The organism is Streptomyces sp. NPDC013187 (assembly GCF_042899705.1).
Classification (GTDB): domain Bacteria; phylum Actinomycetota; class Actinomycetes; order Streptomycetales; family Streptomycetaceae; genus Streptomyces; species Streptomyces hawaiiensis_A.
The window spans coordinates 93,628-111,271 of the sequence record NZ_JBIBAF010000010.1 but is presented as its reverse complement, the minus strand read 5'-3'; the positions used below and the strand labels follow the sequence as shown (position 1 = coordinate 111,271).

Annotated in this window: 8 protein-coding genes; 4 read left to right on the top strand and 4 right to left on the bottom strand. The window is 72.3% G+C overall.

Annotated features, from left to right (window positions below; translation table 11 throughout):
- Positions 1–929: 929 nt before the first annotated feature.
- On the bottom strand, positions 930–1,913 hold the full coding sequence (locus ACFY5B_RS22370) for a GlxA family transcriptional regulator (RefSeq protein ID WP_389971810.1): 984 nt from the start codon (positions 1,911–1,913) through the stop codon (positions 930–932).
- A gap of 71 nt (positions 1,914–1,984) precedes the next feature.
- On the opposite strand from ACFY5B_RS22370, the gene ACFY5B_RS22365 reads away from it, so the two are divergent.
- Both ACFY5B_RS22365 and ACFY5B_RS22360 read left to right on the top strand, forming a co-directional pair.
- Complete coding sequence (locus ACFY5B_RS22365; protein ID WP_389971809.1) at positions 1,985–3,346, top strand: MFS transporter; 1,362 nt, start codon at positions 1,985–1,987, stop codon at positions 3,344–3,346.
- Positions 3,347–3,512: 166 nt separating this feature from the next.
- A complete protein-coding gene (locus tag ACFY5B_RS22360) occupies positions 3,513–4,064 on the top strand; it encodes a DinB family protein (RefSeq protein ID WP_389971808.1) in 552 nt (183 codons plus the stop codon).
- Between the two features lie 395 nt (positions 4,065–4,459).
- Here the strand turns inward: ACFY5B_RS22360 and ACFY5B_RS22355 are convergent, their stop codons facing one another.
- The 3 genes from ACFY5B_RS22355 to ACFY5B_RS22345 form a co-directional block, all read right to left on the bottom strand.
- Positions 4,460–5,071: a TetR/AcrR family transcriptional regulator gene (locus ACFY5B_RS22355; protein WP_389971806.1), complete on the bottom strand. Its 612-nt coding sequence runs from the start codon at positions 5,069–5,071 to the stop codon at positions 4,460–4,462.
- Positions 5,072–5,194: 123 nt separating this feature from the next.
- Positions 5,195–7,273, bottom strand: coding sequence for a 2-oxo acid dehydrogenase subunit E2 (locus ACFY5B_RS22350; RefSeq protein ID WP_389971804.1), 2,079 nt, complete (start codon positions 7,271–7,273; stop codon positions 5,195–5,197).
- A 1-nt stretch (position 7,274) separates the two neighbouring features.
- Positions 7,275–8,243: a thiamine pyrophosphate-dependent enzyme gene (locus tag ACFY5B_RS22345; RefSeq protein WP_389971802.1), complete on the bottom strand. Its 969-nt coding sequence runs from the start codon at positions 8,241–8,243 to the stop codon at positions 7,275–7,277.
- Between the two features lie 435 nt (positions 8,244–8,678).
- Between ACFY5B_RS22345 and ACFY5B_RS22340 the strand changes: the two genes are divergently transcribed.
- Entirely contained in the window at positions 8,679–9,977 is a 1,299-nt protein-coding gene (locus ACFY5B_RS22340; protein WP_389971800.1) for a cysteate synthase, read from the top strand.
- Positions 9,974–17,638, top strand: a complete 7,665-nt coding sequence (locus ACFY5B_RS22335) for an amino acid adenylation domain-containing protein (RefSeq protein WP_389971798.1) — start codon at positions 9,974–9,976, stop codon at positions 17,636–17,638. Before ACFY5B_RS22340 ends, ACFY5B_RS22335 begins: the two co-directional genes overlap by 4 nt.
- The last annotated feature ends 6 nt before the right edge of the window (positions 17,639–17,644 follow it).

Below are 17,644 nucleotides of genomic sequence, written 5' to 3'. Positions count from 1 at the left end.
GAGCCTGCACGCTGGGCAGGTCATGCAATGACCGTAGGACCTCAAGTGCAGTTGAGGGCAAGTGGGTGATCTTCCGGACGTCGGCGCGAAGACGAGGATTCCAGCCCCAGGCTCCGGGCTGATCAAGCTCATGGAACCCATTTGTAGTGCTCACCGCAGGGCGCCGCTGGGCGACGGGAATCACCCTGGCCAGCCCGGCCAGCCCGGCGGCGGGCTGGAAATCTCGCCGCCATCGAGTTCGGCGGCGTCAGGCACCTGGAACTGCTCCCGCCATTGGTCTAGATCGGCCTCGCTCATCGGGAACGTCTGATGAGGTGTCGTCGCCTGGCGGTGCGCGATGCGGGCGAGCCGGCCCGGGTGGTCTTCCCGGCTCCGGGGAGCCCGACCATCAGTAGCAGGGTGGCCACACGCGGGTCCTGCAGCAATGAGGCCGCGGTTACAGCAACCTCGGATACCGCCGCTAAGCGGCGGTACGGGTAGTCAGGGGGCAACACATGCCTTCACCGTAACCGACAGCCGAAAGGCACCCTGACCTGCGAATACGCATGAATTTGGTTCGGTCGACACGTCCTGTACGGATAACGGCCGGCTGTTGCCCCGCTGGACGCGCCCTCCCGGCACCGGGGCGGGCGCATCCGGCCGGATGCGTGCGGCCCCGATGGGCGCGTTGGATACGTTGCCCTGATGTCCCGTAGCGGTGGCCCGTCTCGCCAAGCCGGCCGTGGAGCCGGAGGACTTTCCGCACGGGACCAGATCCGCGGCCATGACGATGAGCGGGTCCGGAGCCGTGCCGCCGCGGGCCCGGACGGTCCCCCTGGCATGAACAGGTGTGACGCATGCGCCAGGGCGGGACGTGGCCGTCGAGGCGCCTGCCGGCTGACGGGGCCTGTCGGACTCGGCTGTTGCGGGGGTACGGGGCGAGTGTGCCGTCACTTCCCTCCACGGAAGGTGTTGCGGTACGCGCGCGGTGACACGCCCAGCGCTTCCCGGAAGTGCTGGCGCATCGCGGTGCCCGTCCCGAAGCCGGCCTCGGCCGCGACGCGGTCCACGGGCTCGTCCGTACGTTCCAGCAGCCTACGGGCGTACTGCAGGCGCTGCTGACCGAGCCACTGCATCGGAGACACCCCGGTCTCCCTACGGAACCTGCGGGACAGCGTGCGTACGCTCGTCGCCGCCCGTTCCGCCAGATCCTCCAGGGCGAGGGGCTCACCCAGGTGCTCCAGAGCCCAGGCCCGGACAGCGGCGATGGAGCTGTCGTCGGATTCCGGTACGGGACGGTCGATGTACTGGGCCTGGCCGCCTTCGCGGTGCGGCGGGACCACCGTGCCGCGGGCGACGGTGTTGGCGATGTCGGCGCCATGGTCGCTGCGGATCATGTGCAGGCACAGATCGATCCCGGCAGCGACTCCCGCGGAGGTCAGAACGCCGCGGTCGTCGGTGTACAGCACATCGGGGTCCACCTCGATCTCCGGGTACAGGGCTGCGAGTTCCGGGCAGGACTTCCAGTGCGTCGTCGCCCGGCGACCCGCGAGACACCCGGCCGCCGCCAGCACGAACGACCCGGTGCAGATGGAAGCCAGACGTGCTGTCTCCGGCACTGCCTCGAGGGCGGCTCGTACCGGCGGACTCAGTTGCCCCCGCCGCTGGGGACGGTAGTCCTCCACGGCGGCGGGCACGATGACCGTGTCCGCCCGGCGCAGTGCCTGCGGTCCCAGCGGCACGTTGACGGTGAAGTCGGCCTCCGTGGATATCTCACCTGGCTCCGCCGCGCAGGTCACCACCGAATACAGCGGCCGGCCGGTGGCATCCACCGCGGTGCCGAACAGCCGGTGCACGATCCCGAGTTCCATGGGCAGCAGCCCGGAACGAACCAGGACAGCGACCGTGTGCACTCCTTCATCACTGACCACCATGACCGGATTCTTTCACTACGTGTCCAAACGGCCAGTGGTTTCGCGCGTCCCTGGCCCTCAACGATGTAGACATGCCTGAGACAACCGGCCATCACACCAAGGATTCCGGGCGTCGCGCCTGGTGGGTAGCCGCCCTCGCCGGGGCGGCGATCATCGTCGCCGGCGCCCTCTCCACCATGCCGGGCCTTCTGCAGGACCCCCTGCGGCAGGAGTTCCACTGGTCCCGCGGTTCCATCGGTCTGGCCGCCTCGGTCAACATGGTCCTGTACGGACTCACGGCTCCCTACGCCGCCGCCCTGATGGACCGGTTCGGCATCCGCCGCGTCGTCGTCGCCGCACTCGGGACCGTGGCCGCCGGAGCAATGCTCACCACCGCGATGAACGCCGCCTGGCAGTTCACCCTCTTCTGGGGCCTTCTCGTCGGCCTGGGCACCGGGTCACTGTCGATGACCCTCGGCACCACTGTCACCAACCGCTGGTTCACCACCCGTCGCGGCCTGGTGACGGGCATCCTCTCCTCCGGCAGCGTCCTCGGCCAGATGGTCTTCCTGCCTGCCCTGTCATGGACCATCGACCGCTACGACTGGCGGCCCGCCCTCGTCACCCTCGCCCTCGCGGCCGTGGCGATCAGCCCGCTGGTCTACCTCGTACTGCGCGACCATCCTGCCGACCTGGGACGGCGTCCCTACGGCAGTGACACCTTCATCCCTCGGCCCGAGCCTGCCCCCGGCGCCGCCCGCCGCACCCTGACCGTGCTGAGCCGCGCCGCCCGGACCGTCCCTTTCTGGCTGCTCGCCGGCACGTTCGCCATCTGCGGCGCATCCACCAACGGCATCATGTGGACCCACTTCACCCCTGCTGCCCACGATCACGGCATGCCTGTCACCACGGCCTCGACGCTGCTGGCATTCATCGGCATCTTCAACGTGGTCGGCACGATCGCCTCCGGATGGCTCACCGACCGCATGGACGCCCGTCGTCTCCTCGCCGTCTACTTCCTCCTGCGGGGCCTGCTCATGGTCAGCCTGCCGCTGACCCTGACGGCCACGGTCAGCGCGCCCATGCTGGTCTTCGTGGTCGCCTTCGGCCTGCTCGATCTGGCGACCGTGCCACCGGTCATCGCCCTGTGCCGGACCTTCTACGGAGAGGACAGTGCCATCGTCTTCGGCTGGACCAACGCAGCACACCAGGTCGGCGCCGCATCGGCCTCGTTCCTCGGGGGTGTCGCCCGCGACGCGTTCGGCAGCTACAACCCCGTCTGGCTCGCCCTCGGCGCGGCCTGCGCAGCCGCGGCTCTGCTGCCCCTGGTCATCCGTCACCACCCCACGACCTCCGCCGACGTCGACCAGACGGCATACGCCACCTCGGCCACGCGCCTTTTGACGGCGGCACCGGACCGCAAGGTGAATCCACAGCAGCGGATCGGGCGCTGACGGTGGTGACGACCTCGCGGAGCGCCGCAATCCTGGGCGGGGCACCTTCTCGGCCGGTGAACAGCAGGTGCACGGCGCCGACCGGACGCGATGGGAGACGGTTCCCCAATGCGGTACGCGACCATGGCGGTCACGGCCGCGCACCCGCGCGAACTGAAGGGCGGACATGAGCTACCCCACCAGAAGAGGCGAACTGTTCGGCGGCGCCAACGGCGCCGGCCGGTTCACCGGCCCGACTACCGGCGACGAACGACGCATGCTCGTCGATGTTCTACGCGCCCAGCGCGCCACGCTGCGGCTGAAGTGCTCCGGCCTGGGCCCGGAGTTGTCCCTGCGGGCCGTGGAGCCGTCCACTCTCTCGCTGCTCGGCCTGGTCCGACACCTCGCCGATGTGGAACGCCGCTGGTTCCGGCATGTCCTGGCCGGGCACGACGCGCCCACCCTCTTCTCTTCAGCAGCGGATCCCGACGGGGACTTCGACGGCGCCACGGACGACGACAAGGCCATCGCAGCAGCGTGGGAGGCTTGGCGGACCGAGGTGGCCTTCGCCGAACAGTTCGTCACCGAGGCCCCCGACCTCGACGTCGAGGGTGACGACTCCTGGCGCGGAACAGTGTCGCTGCGCTGGGTCCTCATCCACATGATCGAGGAATACGCCCGCCACAACGGCCACGCCGACCTGCTCCGCGAGCGCATCGACGGAGCGATCGGCTTGTGAAGCCGAGACAGCCCGGCCGCTGACGCCGAGCGCCGTCGGCCCTTGCGTCCGGGCCGTCGGCCCGGACCTGTCGCCGGTCATGTGCGCGTGTGCTGCGTGCCGGTCCAGCGCGCCGAAGGCCTTGACCGCGGCGAGGACGGCACCGTTCGCCGCAGCGGACACGGCCGCGCGGAGCACCGCGGGTTCTCGTCCTCCCGCACGTGCCGGAAGGCGGCGGTCACTACGTGGGAGTGGGAACTCGCCGTTGAGGGAGGCCCGTCAGCCCACGGTACGCACGCGAATGCGGCGACCTGCTCGGTGCTCGCGGTCACGCCCCAGCGGCACCGGCCGCCGCCGTACGAGAACGGCAGTCAGGGCGGCCAGTGCCGTCACTCCCCAGCGCGTTGGCCGCGTGCTCACTCGGCGCCGCCGGCGAATGCCCCGTGCAGGAACACCTCCACCAGCTCCTTCGGGGTCAGGTCGGGCTCGTCCTCGGTGCGTGGCTGGGTGAAGAGCAGCCCGAAGAAGAGGGCCGCGATCTGCTCCGGCGGCCGCCGCAGGGCGGCCCTGTCGGGCTCCAGAAGCTCCACGAGGGCCGCGCGGATACGGGTCGTCGACTCGGTGCGGCTCTCGCCGCGCACCGTGCCGGGGTGCTTGCCGCCGCGATGCCCCAACGAGCCCATGACCGCGCCCATCCTGGCCATGTGCGCCTGCAGCGCGTCGGCCGCCTCCGCGAGCCGTTCGGGAAGCGGCTGGGACACATCGATCGCTTCGAGCTCGCGGACGGCGTGCTCGGGGGAGAGCGCCTCGGCCACGCAGGCCTGGAGCAACTCGTCCTTGTCGGCGAAGACGCGGAAGATCGTTCCCTCGCCGATGCCCGCGGCGCGGGCGATCTTCGCGGTCGTCACCGCGGCGCCGTACTCGGCGATCAGCGGGATGGCGGTCTGGATGATCATTTCGCGGCGCCGCTCCGGCGACATGCTGGGGGCGCGGCGGCGGGCGGTCCGGTTCTCCTTGGCTGCTGTCATGACCGCAAGTATGCGGAGTGAGTGCTCACTCCGTCAATGAGTGAGTCCTCACTCCGATCGATTTCCGGCCATGTGAACTCGGTGGGGTTCACTCGGGCTCAGAAGACCCCCGTCAGATGAGGGTCAATCGCCGAGCAGGCCACCGCAGTCGAGTCCGGCGATCACATGCCCGAGGAAGCCGGCCGCCGTGCCGCCGTCGCATGCACGGTGGTCGAAGGTCAGGGAGACGTTGACGACCTTGCGGACCTCGACACGGCCGTCCCGCGCCCAGGGGCGGTCGGCGATGCGGCCCACCCCGATCATCGCGGTCTGGGGATGGTTCAGGATCGGCGTGGCGCCGTCGACCTCGAAGCCGCCGTAGTTGTTGAGGGTGAAGGTGCCGCCGGTGAGGTGCTCGGAGGGGAGCGTCCCGCGGCGGGCGAGGGCGGTCAGCCGCCGCAGTTCCGCGGCGAGGTCGTCGAGGCCGAGACCGGCGGCGTTCCGGACGACCGGGACGACCAGACCATGGTCGGTCTGTGCGGCGAAGCCGAGATGCACCTGCGGCAGCCGGACCAGCTCCCGACGGTCGGAGTCGACGCGGGAGTTGAGCTCCGGGAACGCGGCGAGCGCGTCCAGGCACGCCCGGGCGAGCAGCGGCATCAAGCCGGTTCCGAGGGCGGCGCGGGCGGCCAGAAGGCTGTCGGCCTCGGTGTCCGCCCAGATGGTCACGGCAGGCGTGTCGCGCTGCCCGCGGACGAACTTCTCCGCTGCGGGGCCCAGCGGAGTCCGGGTGGCGGAGAGGAGGGGGCTGTCGGCGTGCCGGTCGTGGGCGGCATCGGCCGCCGCGGACGTGGCCGCACGCGCCGGCCGGGGCGACGGCCGCGGTGCGGTGGGCCGGCCCGACGTGCCGTAGCCGGTCAGGACGGCACCCGAGGCCGCCGTCTCCTCTCCCACGGTGAGCAGCGGCGCCCCCACCTCGACGACTGCGCCGGCTCGGCAGTGCAGGGCGGTCACCGTGCCGGTGTACGGACTCGGCAGTGTCACCACGGACTTGGCGGTCTCCACCTCGGCGACGACCTGATCGTGCTTGACGGGGTCACCCACGGCGACCTTCCACTCCAGCACCTCCGCCTCGGCCAGCCCCTCGCCCAGGTCGGGCAGGAGGAACGTCCGGCCGGTCGCGGCTTCATCGGCGGCGGCCGTGGTGCCGTCGGTTCGTCGCGCGGCGGCAGTGGAAGGGGCGGGGGCGGGGAGCAGGCGATGCAGACCGTCCAGCACCCGGCGTACGTCCGGCAGATGGGCGTCCTCCAGCAGGGGTGGCGGATACGGGATGTCGAACCCCGTGACGCGCAGCACCGGCGCCCGCAGCGCGTCGAAACACCGCTCCTGCACCCGCGCCGCGATCTCGGCGCCGACCCCGGCGAAGCCCTGGGCCTCGTGCACGACCAGGCACCGCCCGGTCCGCCGCACCGAGGCGGCCAGCGCACCGTCGTCGAGGGGCACGAGGGTGCGCAGATCCAGCACCTCGACGTCCCAGCCCTCCGCGGCGGCCAGGTGAGCCGCCTCCAGGGCCACGTCGACCGACGGCCCGTAGGCGACGAGCGTGGCGTCGCTTCCTCCCCGGCGAACGGCCGCGGTACCGAACGGCATGGTGCGGACGGGGAGTTCGAGTGGTTCCTTGGACCAGTAGCGGCGCTTGGGCTCCAGGAAGATCACCGGGTCCGGGTCGTCGATGGCCTCGCGCAGCAGGGAGTACGCGTCCGCCGCCGTCGCCGGTGTCACCACCTTCAGGCCCGGCGTGTGCGCGTAGTACGCCTCGCTGGAGTCGCTGTGGTGCTCCACGCCGCCGATGCCCCCGCCGTAGGGAATCCGCACGACAAGGGGGAGTGGCAGGGCACCCCGCGTGCGGTTGCGCATCTTGGCCATGTGGGAGGCGATCTGCTCGAACGCCGGGTAGGCGAACGCGTCGAACTGCATCTCCACGACCGGCCGCCAGCCGGCCATCGCCATACCGACGGCGAGGCCCGCGATACCCGCCTCGCTGACCGGAGTGTCGAAGCAGCGCCGGTCACCGAAGGTGTCGCGCAGGCCGTCGGTGACCCGGAACACGCCGCCGAGCCGCCCCACGTCCTCACCGAAGACGACGACGCGTTCGTCCGCGCCCAGAGCGTCCCGCAGGGCCGCGTTGAGGGCCCGGGCCATTCCCATGTCGGACGTGGTCATGTCAGCGATCCTCCAACCGGACTCGCAGCGAAGCCCTTTGACCGACAAGGTGAGCAGATGGCGCGGCGAAGACATGGTCGAAGAGGGCCTGGGGAGCCAACTCCGGATCTCCGCTCAGCCGTTCGCGCACGCCCGCGGCGTACGCCTCGGCCTCCGCCGTCGCGGCCTTCGTGTCGGCGTCGGTGAGCAAGCCCCGATCGCGCAGTTCGGACTCCAGCCGGGCGATGGGGTCGCGTTCCCGCCAGTGGTCGGCCTCCGCCGCCGTGCGGTACCGGGAGGGATCGTCCGCGCTGGTGTGCGGACCCATCCGGTAGGTGTGCGCCTCGACGAGCCACGGCCCACCGCCCGCCCGGGCGTCCTCGACGGCCGTGGTCAGCACGGCGAGTACGGCCGCGGCGTCGTTGCCGTCCACTTGTTCCGCGCGGATGCCGTAGCCGACTCCCTTGTACGCCAGGCTCGGTGCCGCGCACTGCTCGGACCGCGGGACGGAGATGGCGTAGCCGTTGTTCTGCACCAGGAAGACCACCGGAGCCTTCAGCACGCCCGCCAGGTTGAGGGCCTCGTGGAAGTCGCCCTCGCTGGTGGCGCCGTCGCCCACCAGCGCGAGGGCGACCGTGTCCGTGCCCTTGAGCCGCTCGCCGTGGGCGAGTCCGGTGGCGTGGGCAGCGTGGGTGGCCAGCGGGGTGCACTGAGGTGCCGTGCGGTGCCGTACCGGGTCGTAGCCGCAGTGTGCGTCGCCGCGCAGTAGTGTCAGCACCTCGACGGGGTCGATCCCGCGGCTGACCAGCGCGACACAGTCACGGTAGGTGGGGAACAGCCAGTCCGTGGCGCGCAGTGCCAGCGCCGCGCCCACCTGGCACGCCTCCTGGCCGAGGCTTGCGGGATGGACCGCGAGCCTGCCCTGCCGCGCGAGTGTCGTCGCCTGCTCGTCGAAACGGCGCCCCAGGACCATCTTCCGGTACGCCGTCATCAGTGACTCGACCGGTGGCTCGGGATACGCGCGCTCCCGCGACCCTTGAGCGGCGTCGAATGTGCCTGCATTACGATTCGTTGACCAAAAGGAAACCGGAACCTGGGAAGGAAACCAGGCAGAAGGGTCTGCATGGTTTTCCACAGTCGTATGCGTCGGCGTATCGCCCATGTTTCCGCCGCCTTTTCATCGTCGCTCGTGCGCCTCGGATGCTTCCTGCAGTGAGCGCTTTCCCAACTGCCGGTCGGGAAAGAGGGGGTGAAGCGGAACTGAACAGTCCAAGGGTGTCCGTCCGTTGTTCGCGTGCGGCCTTGGCAAGCGCTTCCCATGTGTCAACTGCACGTCGACAAGGCGTCATCCATGCGTTGCCCGCCCGTCTCGAAGGCCCGGTTCCAATGGATCAGCTAAGCGTGGCACTGCGGAAGGCAAGCGAAGATGTCCGGAGCACGCCCGGGAACACGTCACTATCGCGTCGTCTGTTCCTCATGCGGGACCAGCTACCAGGACGACGGCCTCCTCCTCGACTGCTCCCGTCGACACGAACCGGCATTCCTGCGCACTGAGTACGACAGAACCGGAATCTCCGTCGGTGAAAACAACGGCCTGTTTCGGCACGCCCCGCGGCTGCCGGTGGTGCGCACCTTCCCCGACGTTCCCGGCCCGGTGGTCCGGCCCGCCGAACGGCTCGGCCGCCGCCTCGGCCTGGACCGGCTGTGGGTGGCCTTCAACGGGTACTGGCCGGAACGCGAGGCACACCTGCCGACCTGCACCTTCAAGGACCTGGAGGCCTACACGGTGCTCGGCCGGCTGCCCGCCGAGCCCCCCGTGCTCGTGATCCCTTCGGCGGGCAACACCGCCGCCGCGTTCGCCTGGGCGGCCACCCGTCACCAGGTGCCCTGCCTGCTCGTGGTGCCCGCCCCGGCCCTGGAGCGGATGCGTTTCCCCGGCCCGCTGGATCCCCGCGTCCGGATCGTCGTCCTGGAAGGCACCGCCACCTACAGCGACGCCATCGCCTGCGCCGACCTGCTCTCCGCCCTGCCCGGCCACCACGCCGAGGGAGGCTCGCGCAACATCGGCCGCCGGGACGGCCTGGGCACCGTCATGCTCACCGCAGCCGAAGCCGTCGGGCGGCTGCCGGAGACCTACGTACAGGCCGTCGGCAGCGGCACCGGCGCCATCGGCGCCCACGAGGCCGCACACCGGCTCCGTGCCGGCGGCGAGCGGCTGCCCCGCCTGCTGATGTGCCAGAACGCGCCCTTCACACCGCTGTACGAAGCCTGGCGATGTACCGGCGCGGCTCCCGCCGACCGCGAGCACGAGCCGCTGGCCCGCGAACTCACCAACAGAAGCCCGCCGTTCACCGTCCGCGGCGGAGTGCGCGACGTGCTCACCGAGAGCGGCGGTGACGTCCTGCGCACCGACAACCTCGCCGCCCTCGCCGCCATGGCCCTCTTCGAGGAGGTCGAGGGCATCGACATCGAACCTGGCGCCGGCGTGGCCCTGGCCGCCCTGGCCGACGCGGCACGGTCCGGGCAGGTCCGCCGCGACGAACTCGTCCTGCTCAACATCACGGGGGGAGGCCGCGCCCGCCAGGCCCGCGACCAGGCGCTCGTGCCCGCCGAGCCCTGGCTGCGCGTCGCCTGGCCCGGCCGCGAGGAAGGCCCGCGTGCCGTCGCCGAGCTCGTGGCCGAGCGGTCGACCGGCCTCGCGATCGTCACGGAGGGCGCCCGATGACCATCCCGCGCGCGCTGGACGTCTCCGCCGCCCAGCGCTCCATGTGGTTCGGGCAGCGGCTCGACCCCACCGGGCCCGCCTACAACGTGGGCGAGTACACCGAGATTCACGGCCCCGTCGACCCGGTCCGCTTCCGGGCGGCCGTCCAGCAGGTCGTGGACGCCACTGAGACACTGCGGGTCCGTTTCGCGGCCCACGACGACTCCGTCCGCCAGTTCGTGGACACCGGCTCCGCCGCGGAGCTGCCCGTGGTCGACCTCACGGGCGACCCCGACCCCCGGTCGGCCGCCGAGGCCTGGATGGCCGCCGACTTCGCCACGCCCTTCGACCTCGAACGGTCCCCGCTCTTCCGGTACGCCCTGCTGAAACTCGCGGACGCCCACTGGATCTGGTACCAGCCCTACCACCACATCGCCGTCGACGGCTACAGCTGCTCGCTCGTCGCGAGCCGGACCGCCGCCGCCTACAGCGCCCTCGTCGCGGGCACACCGCACACCCCGTCCCCGGCACCCCTCGCCCCGCTGGTCGAGGCGGACGAGGCCTACCGTGCGGGGGAACGGCACGCCGCCGACCGGGAGTTCTGGACGGCTGCGTTCGCCGACCGGCCCGAGCCGGTGAGCCTTTCCGCCCGGGCGCCGCACGTCACCGGAGGCTTCCACCGCCGAACCGGTCATCTCCCCCAGACCGCCGGGGACATGGTGTACGCGGCCGCCGACCGGGCCGGCACCCGCTGGTCGCGCGTCGTGCTCGCGGCGACCGCCGCCTACCTCCACCGGCTCAGCGGAGCACGGGACATCGTCCTGGGCCTCGCAGTCACCGCTCGCGACAGCCAGACCGAACTCGGCACGCCGGGCATGGCGTCCAACGTGCTCCCCCTGCGGCTGACCGTACGGTCCGACACGAACGCCCACGACCTCGTACGTCAGACGGCGTCCGCCACCCGCGACCTGCTGGCGCACCAGCGCTACCGCGGCGAGGACCTGCGCCGTGAGCTGGACTGGCCGCAGGGAGGACGGCGCTTCTTCGGGCCCGTCGTCAACATCATGGCGTTCGGGCCGGAGCTGCGCTTCGCCGGGCACGCCACCACACGCCACAACCTGTCCACGGGGCCCGTCGAGGACCTGGCGGTCAACGTCTACGACCGGGCGGACGGCCACGGCATCCGGATCGACCTCGACGCCGGTCCCGGCCACTACACAGACGCCGAACTCGACGGCCACCACAGGCGTTTCGCACGCTTCGTGGAGCACTTCGCGACTGCCGCCGTCACCGGCACACCGGTCGGCCGCGTCGAGGTGACCTTGCCCGGGGAACGGGCCGACGCGCAGCTCGCCGGCACCGCCGCACACGGGGGAGGGGCGACGGTACCCGAGGTGTTCGCGGCCCGCGCCGCGGCGGCCCCGGACGCGACCGCCACCCTCCACGGCGGACGCGCGACCAGTTATCGGCAGGTGAACTCCCGCGCGAACAGGCTCGCGCACCGGCTGATCGCCCTCGGCGTCCGGCCGGAGGACCGCGTCGCCGTCCTGATGAGCCGCTCGGACCGACTTCTCACCGCGCTGCTGGCCGTACTCAAGGCGGGCGGTGCGTACGTCGGCCTCGACCCGCGCGCCCCGGCCGCCCGCACCCGGCACATCCTGGCCGAGACGGGTGCCGACGTCCTGCTGACCGACACCGATCCGGCCGGCGCGTACGAGCGCATGGCCGTGGTGCGCGCAGACGACCCGAAGCTCGCAGCCGAACCGGACACGAACCCCCGAGTGCTCCCGCACCCGGACCGACTCGCCTACGTCAGTTACACCTCCGGCTCCACCGGCCTGCCGAAGGGCGTCGCCGTCACCCACCGCGACGTCGTCGCCCTGGCCGCCGACTCGGCGTTCGGCGGCGGTGCGCACGCGCGTGTCCTGGTGCATTCGCCGACCGCGTTCGACGCCTCGACGTACGAGATGTGGGTGCCGCTGCTGAACGGCGGCACCGCCGTGGTCGCCGGGCCGGACGAGGACATGGACGCAGCCGCCGTCGCCCGCCTGACGGCACGCCACGGGCTGACGGCGCTATGGCTGACCGCCGGGCTGTTCCGTCTGGCCGCCGAGGAGAATCCGCACTGTTTCGCGGGGCTGCGCCAGGTGTGGACCGGTGGCGAGGCCGTCCCCGCCGACGCCGTCCGCCGCGTGCTGACAGCGTGCCCGGGGCTGACGGTCACCGACGGCTACGGCCCGACGGAGACCACCACCTTCGCCACCTCACGGCCCTGCACGGCAGGCATGCCCGTCCCCGATCCGCTGCCGATCGGCCGCCCCCTCGACGGCATGCGCGCGTACGTCCTCGACACGGCCCTGCAGCCGCTCCCGCCGGGCACGGTGGGGGAGTTGTACGTCGCCGGGCCAGGCGTGGCCCGCGGCTACCTGGGCCGCCCGGGCGCCACCGCCGAACGCTTCGTCGCCGACCCGTACGGCCCGCCCGGCACCCGCATGTACCGCACCGGCGACCAGGCGCGTGTGACGGACCGGGGTGAGCTGGAGTTCCACGGCCGCGCGGACGGCCAGATCAAGCTCCGCGGATTCCGGATCGAACACGGTGAGATCGAAGCGGCCCTCACCGCCCACCCCGAGGTCGCGCAGGCGGTGGCCGTCGTCCGCGAGGCCCGGCAACGCCGCGGCGACCGGCAGCTGGTCGCGTACGCGGTCCGTGCGGAGGGCGGAGCCTCGACCCCGGGCGCCCTGCGCGACCACCTCGCGGCCCACCTGCCGGACTACATGGTCCCGGCGGCCGTTGTGATCCTCGACCGGCTGCCGCTGACCCCCAACGGCAAGCTCGACCGGGCCGCACTTCCCGCACCGCCCGCCGCTGCCGCACCGCGGACGCCCGTCGCCCCGCGCACCCCGCACGAGCAGGTCTTGTGCGCCCTCTTCGCCGACGTGCTCGGGGTGCCGGGCGTGGGCCCCCGGGACGGCTTCTTCGCGCTCGGCGGCCACTCGCTGCTCGCCCTGCGTCTGCTGGGGCGCATCCGCACCACCCTCGGAGCCGACCTGACCCTGCGCGATGTGTTCCAGGCGCCCACCCCGACCGGGCTGGCCCGGCTCCTGGAGCGTGCCGGGAAGGCCGTACGTCCGGCCCTGCGCCCGACTCCGCGTGCGGCCCCGCGGGAGACACCGCCGGAGGCACCCCTGTCGTCCGCCCAGCGGCGGCTGTGGTTCCTGCACCGTCTGGAGGGGCCGAGCGCGGCCTACACCATCCCCCTCGCCCTGCGTCTGACCGGCGCCGGCCTCGACGTGGACGCCCTGCGCGCGGCCCTCGCCGATCTCGTCGCCCGGCACGAGATCCTGCGCACCGTCTACCCGGACGCCGACGGCCGTCCGTGCCAGCGCGTGCTGGAGCCCGCCCCACCGGACCTCGACGTCATCGACCCCGTCGCCGAGGAAGAGCTACAGCATCGGCTCCGCCGGTCGGCCGGTGTCGGGTTCCGGATCGACCAGGACGCCCCCTTCCGGGCGCATCTTCTGGTCCTCGGCCCCGAGGACCGCGTGCTCCTCCTCGTCCTGCACCACATCGCCGGTGACGGCTGGTCCCTCAACCCCCTCCTGCGCGACCTGGCGGCCGCCTATCGCGCCCGCCTGGAGGCGCGGGAGCCGGACTGGGCACCGCTGCCCGTGCAGTACGCCGACTACTGCGTCTGGCACCACGAGGTGCTCGGCGACGAACAGGACCGTCAGCTCCACCACTGGCGCGAGGCGCTCGCCGGGCTCCCCGACGAACTCACCCTCCCCGCCGACCGTCCACGGCCCGCCCGTGCCACCCGACGGGGCGGCGACATCCCCGTCCGGCTGGACGCGGAGCTGCACCGGTGGCTGCGTGTGCTCGCGGAGGAGACCGGCACCACGGTGTTCATGGTCGTGCAGGCGGCACTCGCCACCCTCCTCACCCGGCTGGGCGCGGGCACCGACATCCCGATCGGCACGCCGGTCGCCGGTCGAGCCGACGAGGTGCTGGACGACCTGGTCGGCTGCTTCGTCAACACACTCGTCCTGCGTACCGACACCTCGGGCGGCCCCGGCTTCCGGGAACTCCTGGGCCGGGTACGGGAGACCGACCTGGCGGCCTACGCCCATCAGGACCTGCCGTTCGAGCACCTGGTGGAGGCGCTCAACCCGCCCCGTTCACCGGCCCGGCACCCGCTGTTCCAGGTGATGCTCGCCTTCCGTCCCGACGCCGGGCCTCACCTCGACCTGCCGGGACTGCGCGCCCGCCCCCTGCCGGTGGAGACCGGGGCCACGAAAGTCGACCTGACCTTCAACCTGGCCGAACACCGTGCCGCCGACGGCTCCCCGGACGGGATCGAGGGCGTCCTCCAGTACAGCGCCGACCTCTTCGACCGGCGCACGGCCGAAGGGCTGGCCGACCGTCTGGTGCGAGTGCTGCGGGCCGCGGTGCGCGAACCCGACCTGACGATCGACGCGCTCGACATCCTCACGGACGCCGAACGCCACCGGCTGCTGGAGGAGTTCAACGACACGGCACGGACCGTGCCGGACACCACCTTCCCCCGGCTCTTCGCGGCACGCGTCACCGAGCACCCGGACGCGGTGGCCGTCGAGGACTCCACGACCTCACTCACCTACGAGCAACTCGACATGCGGGCCCAGCGGTTGGGGCGTGTGCTCGTCTCGCAGGGCGCCGGGCCGGGCCGGATCGTCGCCTTCTCCCTGCCCCGCTCGGTCGACCTGGCCGTGGCCGTGCTCGCCGTCCTCCAGGCGGGCGCCGCGTATCTGCCCCTGGATCCGGAGCATCCCGCCGAGCGCACCGCCTTCCTGCTCGCCGACGCCGAGCCCGTGTGTCTGATCACCCGCGACCCGCACTCCGCGGACCGCCCGACCGGCTGTCGCGTGGTCAGTCCCGACGCGCTACCGGAGGATCCGGACGCGCCGCTCCCCGACGCCCGGCCCGCCGACCCCGCCTACCTGATCTACACCTCCGGCACCACCGGCCGCCCCAAAGGCGTCGTCGTCGAGCACCGCAACCTCACCACCTACGTGGCCCGCTGTGTGGAGGCGTACCCGAGCCTGCGCGGCACTTCGCTGCTGCACGCCACCATGTCCTTCGACGCCACCGTCACCACCCTGCACGGGGCGCTCGCCGCAGGCGGCCGGGTGCACATCGCCGGCTTCCACGACGCGGGCGTGGCACCCGTGAACGGCGGCTACACCTTCCTCAAGGCGACGCCCAGCCACCTGCCGCTGCTGCCCGCCCTGCCGCACGACCTGTCGCCTGCCGAGGAGTTCATGCTCGGCGGGGAGGCGCTGGTGGGCGAGGCACTGCGCGCCTGGCGCGGGGACCACCCCGGCGTACGCCTGATCAACCACTACGGCCCCACCGAGCTCACCGTCGGCTGCACCGACCACCGCATCGAGCCCGGCGAGGAGCTGCCGACGGGGCCGGTGCCGATCGGCCGCCCCATGTGGAACACCCGGGCGTATGTGCTCGACGCCCGCTTGAACCCCGTACCGGTCGGCGTCGAGGGCGAGTTGTACGTCGCGGGTGACCAAGTGGCCCGTGGGTACTGGAGGCGGCCGGGACTGACCGCCGAACGGTTCGTCGCCGATCCCTTCGGGACGGCCGGCGGGCGCATGTACCGGACCGGTGACCTGGCAGTGTGGCGGGCCGACGGCACTCTGGAGCTGCGCGGGCGGGTCGACGGCCAGCTCAAGATCCGCGGCCTGCGGATCGAGCCCGGCGAGATCGAGGGTGTGCTCACCTCCCATCCGGCCGTCACCCAGGCCGCAGTGGTGGTGCGCGAAGATCGCGCGGGCGTACGGCGCCTGGTCGGATACGTCGTCGGAGCCGCCGAGGCGGACCGCCCTGCCCTCCTCGCGCACACCGCCCGGCATCTGCCCGCCCACCTGGTTCCCGAGGCGCTCGTCGCGCTCCACGCGCTGCCGATGACATCCAACGGCAAACTGGACCGCGCCGCCCTGCCCGCACCGGTCACGGCGGGGGAGACGGCCGACCGGGCTCCGCGCACCCCTCAGGAGGCGGCGGTCAGGGAACTGTTCGCCGAGGTCCTCGGAATCCCTTCCGGCGGCATCGGCGCCGATGACGGCTTCTTCGACCTGGGCGGCGACAGCATCACCTCCATCCACCTGGTGAGCCGCGCGCTCGCCGCGGGACTGCGGCTGACCCCGCGTGACGTGTTCGAGCAGCGCACGGTCGCGGGCCTGGCCGCCACGGCGGCGGCTCGCCCGGCTCCCGGCCACGTACGGGACCAGGACGCGCCGACCGGCACAGTGCCCCTGACGCCGGCCATGCGCCGGCTGGTCGAACGCGGTGGCCCGGTGGCGGCGTTCAGCCAGTCCCTCCTGCTCGTCACCCCCGCCGATGCCGACCAGACGCGGCTGACGGCCGCCCTGCAGGCCGTACTCGACCACCACGACGTGCTGCGGCTGCGACTGGCATCCGACGGGCGGTCGGCGGAGGTTCCGCCTCCGGGGACCGTCGATGCCGCCACGGTGCTGGACCGCACCAGCGGGCCGGTGGACTTCGCCGACCTGTCGCAGCGGTCGGCCTCGCGACTGTGCCCGGAGAAGGGCGAGCTGGTGCGCGGGGTGTGGTGCGACGCCGGTCCCGACCGCCCCGGACGGCTGCTGCTCACCCTCCACCACCTGGCCGTCGACGGCGTCTCCTGGCGCATCCTGTGCTCCGACCTGGCCGCGGCCTGGGCCGAGAAGGAGCTGCCCGAACGGGGCACCTCCTTCCGGCACTGGGCCCGCCTCCTGGAGCGGGAGGCCGGCACACCGGAGCGGCAGGCCGAAGCGGGCCTGTGGCGGGAGGTGCTGGAGGAACCCGGCCCGCAGCTCGGTCTCCGTCGGCCGGACCCCGGCCGGGATGTCGTCGGCACGATGCGTCACCTCACCAGGGCCCTCCCGGCCGAGGTCTCCTCCGACCTGCTCACCAGGGTTCCTGTGGCTTTCCACGCCGGGCCCGAGGACGTCCTGGTCGCGGCGCTCGCCGCCGCCTTCGCCGGATGGCGGCGGCACCCGGTCCTGGTGCTGGACATCGAGCGGCACGGCCGCGAAGAGATCGCCGACGGTGTCGACCTGTCGCGTACGGTCGGCTGGTTCACCAGCGTCGTACCCGCACGTCTCGACCTCGCGGGCGTCGACGCCTCGGACCCGGCCCACGTCCTCAAGACCGTCAAGGAACAGCTGCGAGCCGCCCCGGACCACGGCATCGGATACGGCCTGCTCCGTCATCTCGATCCCGGCCACGGGCCGCTCCTCGCGGCCCTCCCCGCTCCGGAGGTCGGCTTCAACTATCTGGGCCGGGCGACCCGATCGGCCGAAGGCGACTGGTCGACAGCGCCGGAGGCCCTGCGCGACCTGGGCGCCGTGCACGACCCGGCGATGCCGGTGGCCCACGGCCTGGAGATCACCGCCGTGACCACCGAGGACGGCCGGCTCGACACCACCTGGTCCTGGGCCCCCGGCATCTGGCACGAGGACGACGTACGCACCCTCGCTGACCGATGGATGGCGGAGCTGACCGCACAGGCCGAGGGCGGCACCGGTGCGAGGGGCGGGCACACCCCTTCCGACCTGCCCCTCGTGTCGCTGTCCCAAGCAGAGATCGACGAACTCGAAGCCGAGTTCGGCAAAGAGTGGAGGTAACCCACG

Excerpts from the sequence above, each read along its gene's own strand:
- ACFY5B_RS22370 (WP_389971810.1), bottom strand. The coding sequence starts at position 1,913 with ATGGTGGTCAGTGATGAAGGAGTGCACACGGTCGCTGTCCTGGTTCGT.
- ACFY5B_RS22365 (WP_389971809.1), top strand. The coding sequence starts at position 1,985 with ATGCCTGAGACAACCGGCCATCACACCAAGGATTCCGGGCGTCGCGCC.
- ACFY5B_RS22360 (WP_389971808.1), top strand. The coding sequence starts at position 3,513 with ATGAGCTACCCCACCAGAAGAGGCGAACTGTTCGGCGGCGCCAACGGC.
- ACFY5B_RS22355 (WP_389971806.1), bottom strand. The coding sequence starts at position 5,071 with ATGACAGCAGCCAAGGAGAACCGGACCGCCCGCCGCCGCGCCCCCAGC.
- ACFY5B_RS22350 (WP_389971804.1), bottom strand. The coding sequence starts at position 7,273 with ATGACCACGTCCGACATGGGAATGGCCCGGGCCCTCAACGCGGCCCTG.
- ACFY5B_RS22345 (WP_389971802.1), bottom strand. The coding sequence starts at position 8,243 with ATGACGGCGTACCGGAAGATGGTCCTGGGGCGCCGTTTCGACGAGCAG.
- ACFY5B_RS22340 (WP_389971800.1), top strand. The coding sequence starts at position 8,679 with ATGTCCGGAGCACGCCCGGGAACACGTCACTATCGCGTCGTCTGTTCC.
- ACFY5B_RS22335 (WP_389971798.1), top strand. The coding sequence starts at position 9,974 with ATGACCATCCCGCGCGCGCTGGACGTCTCCGCCGCCCAGCGCTCCATG.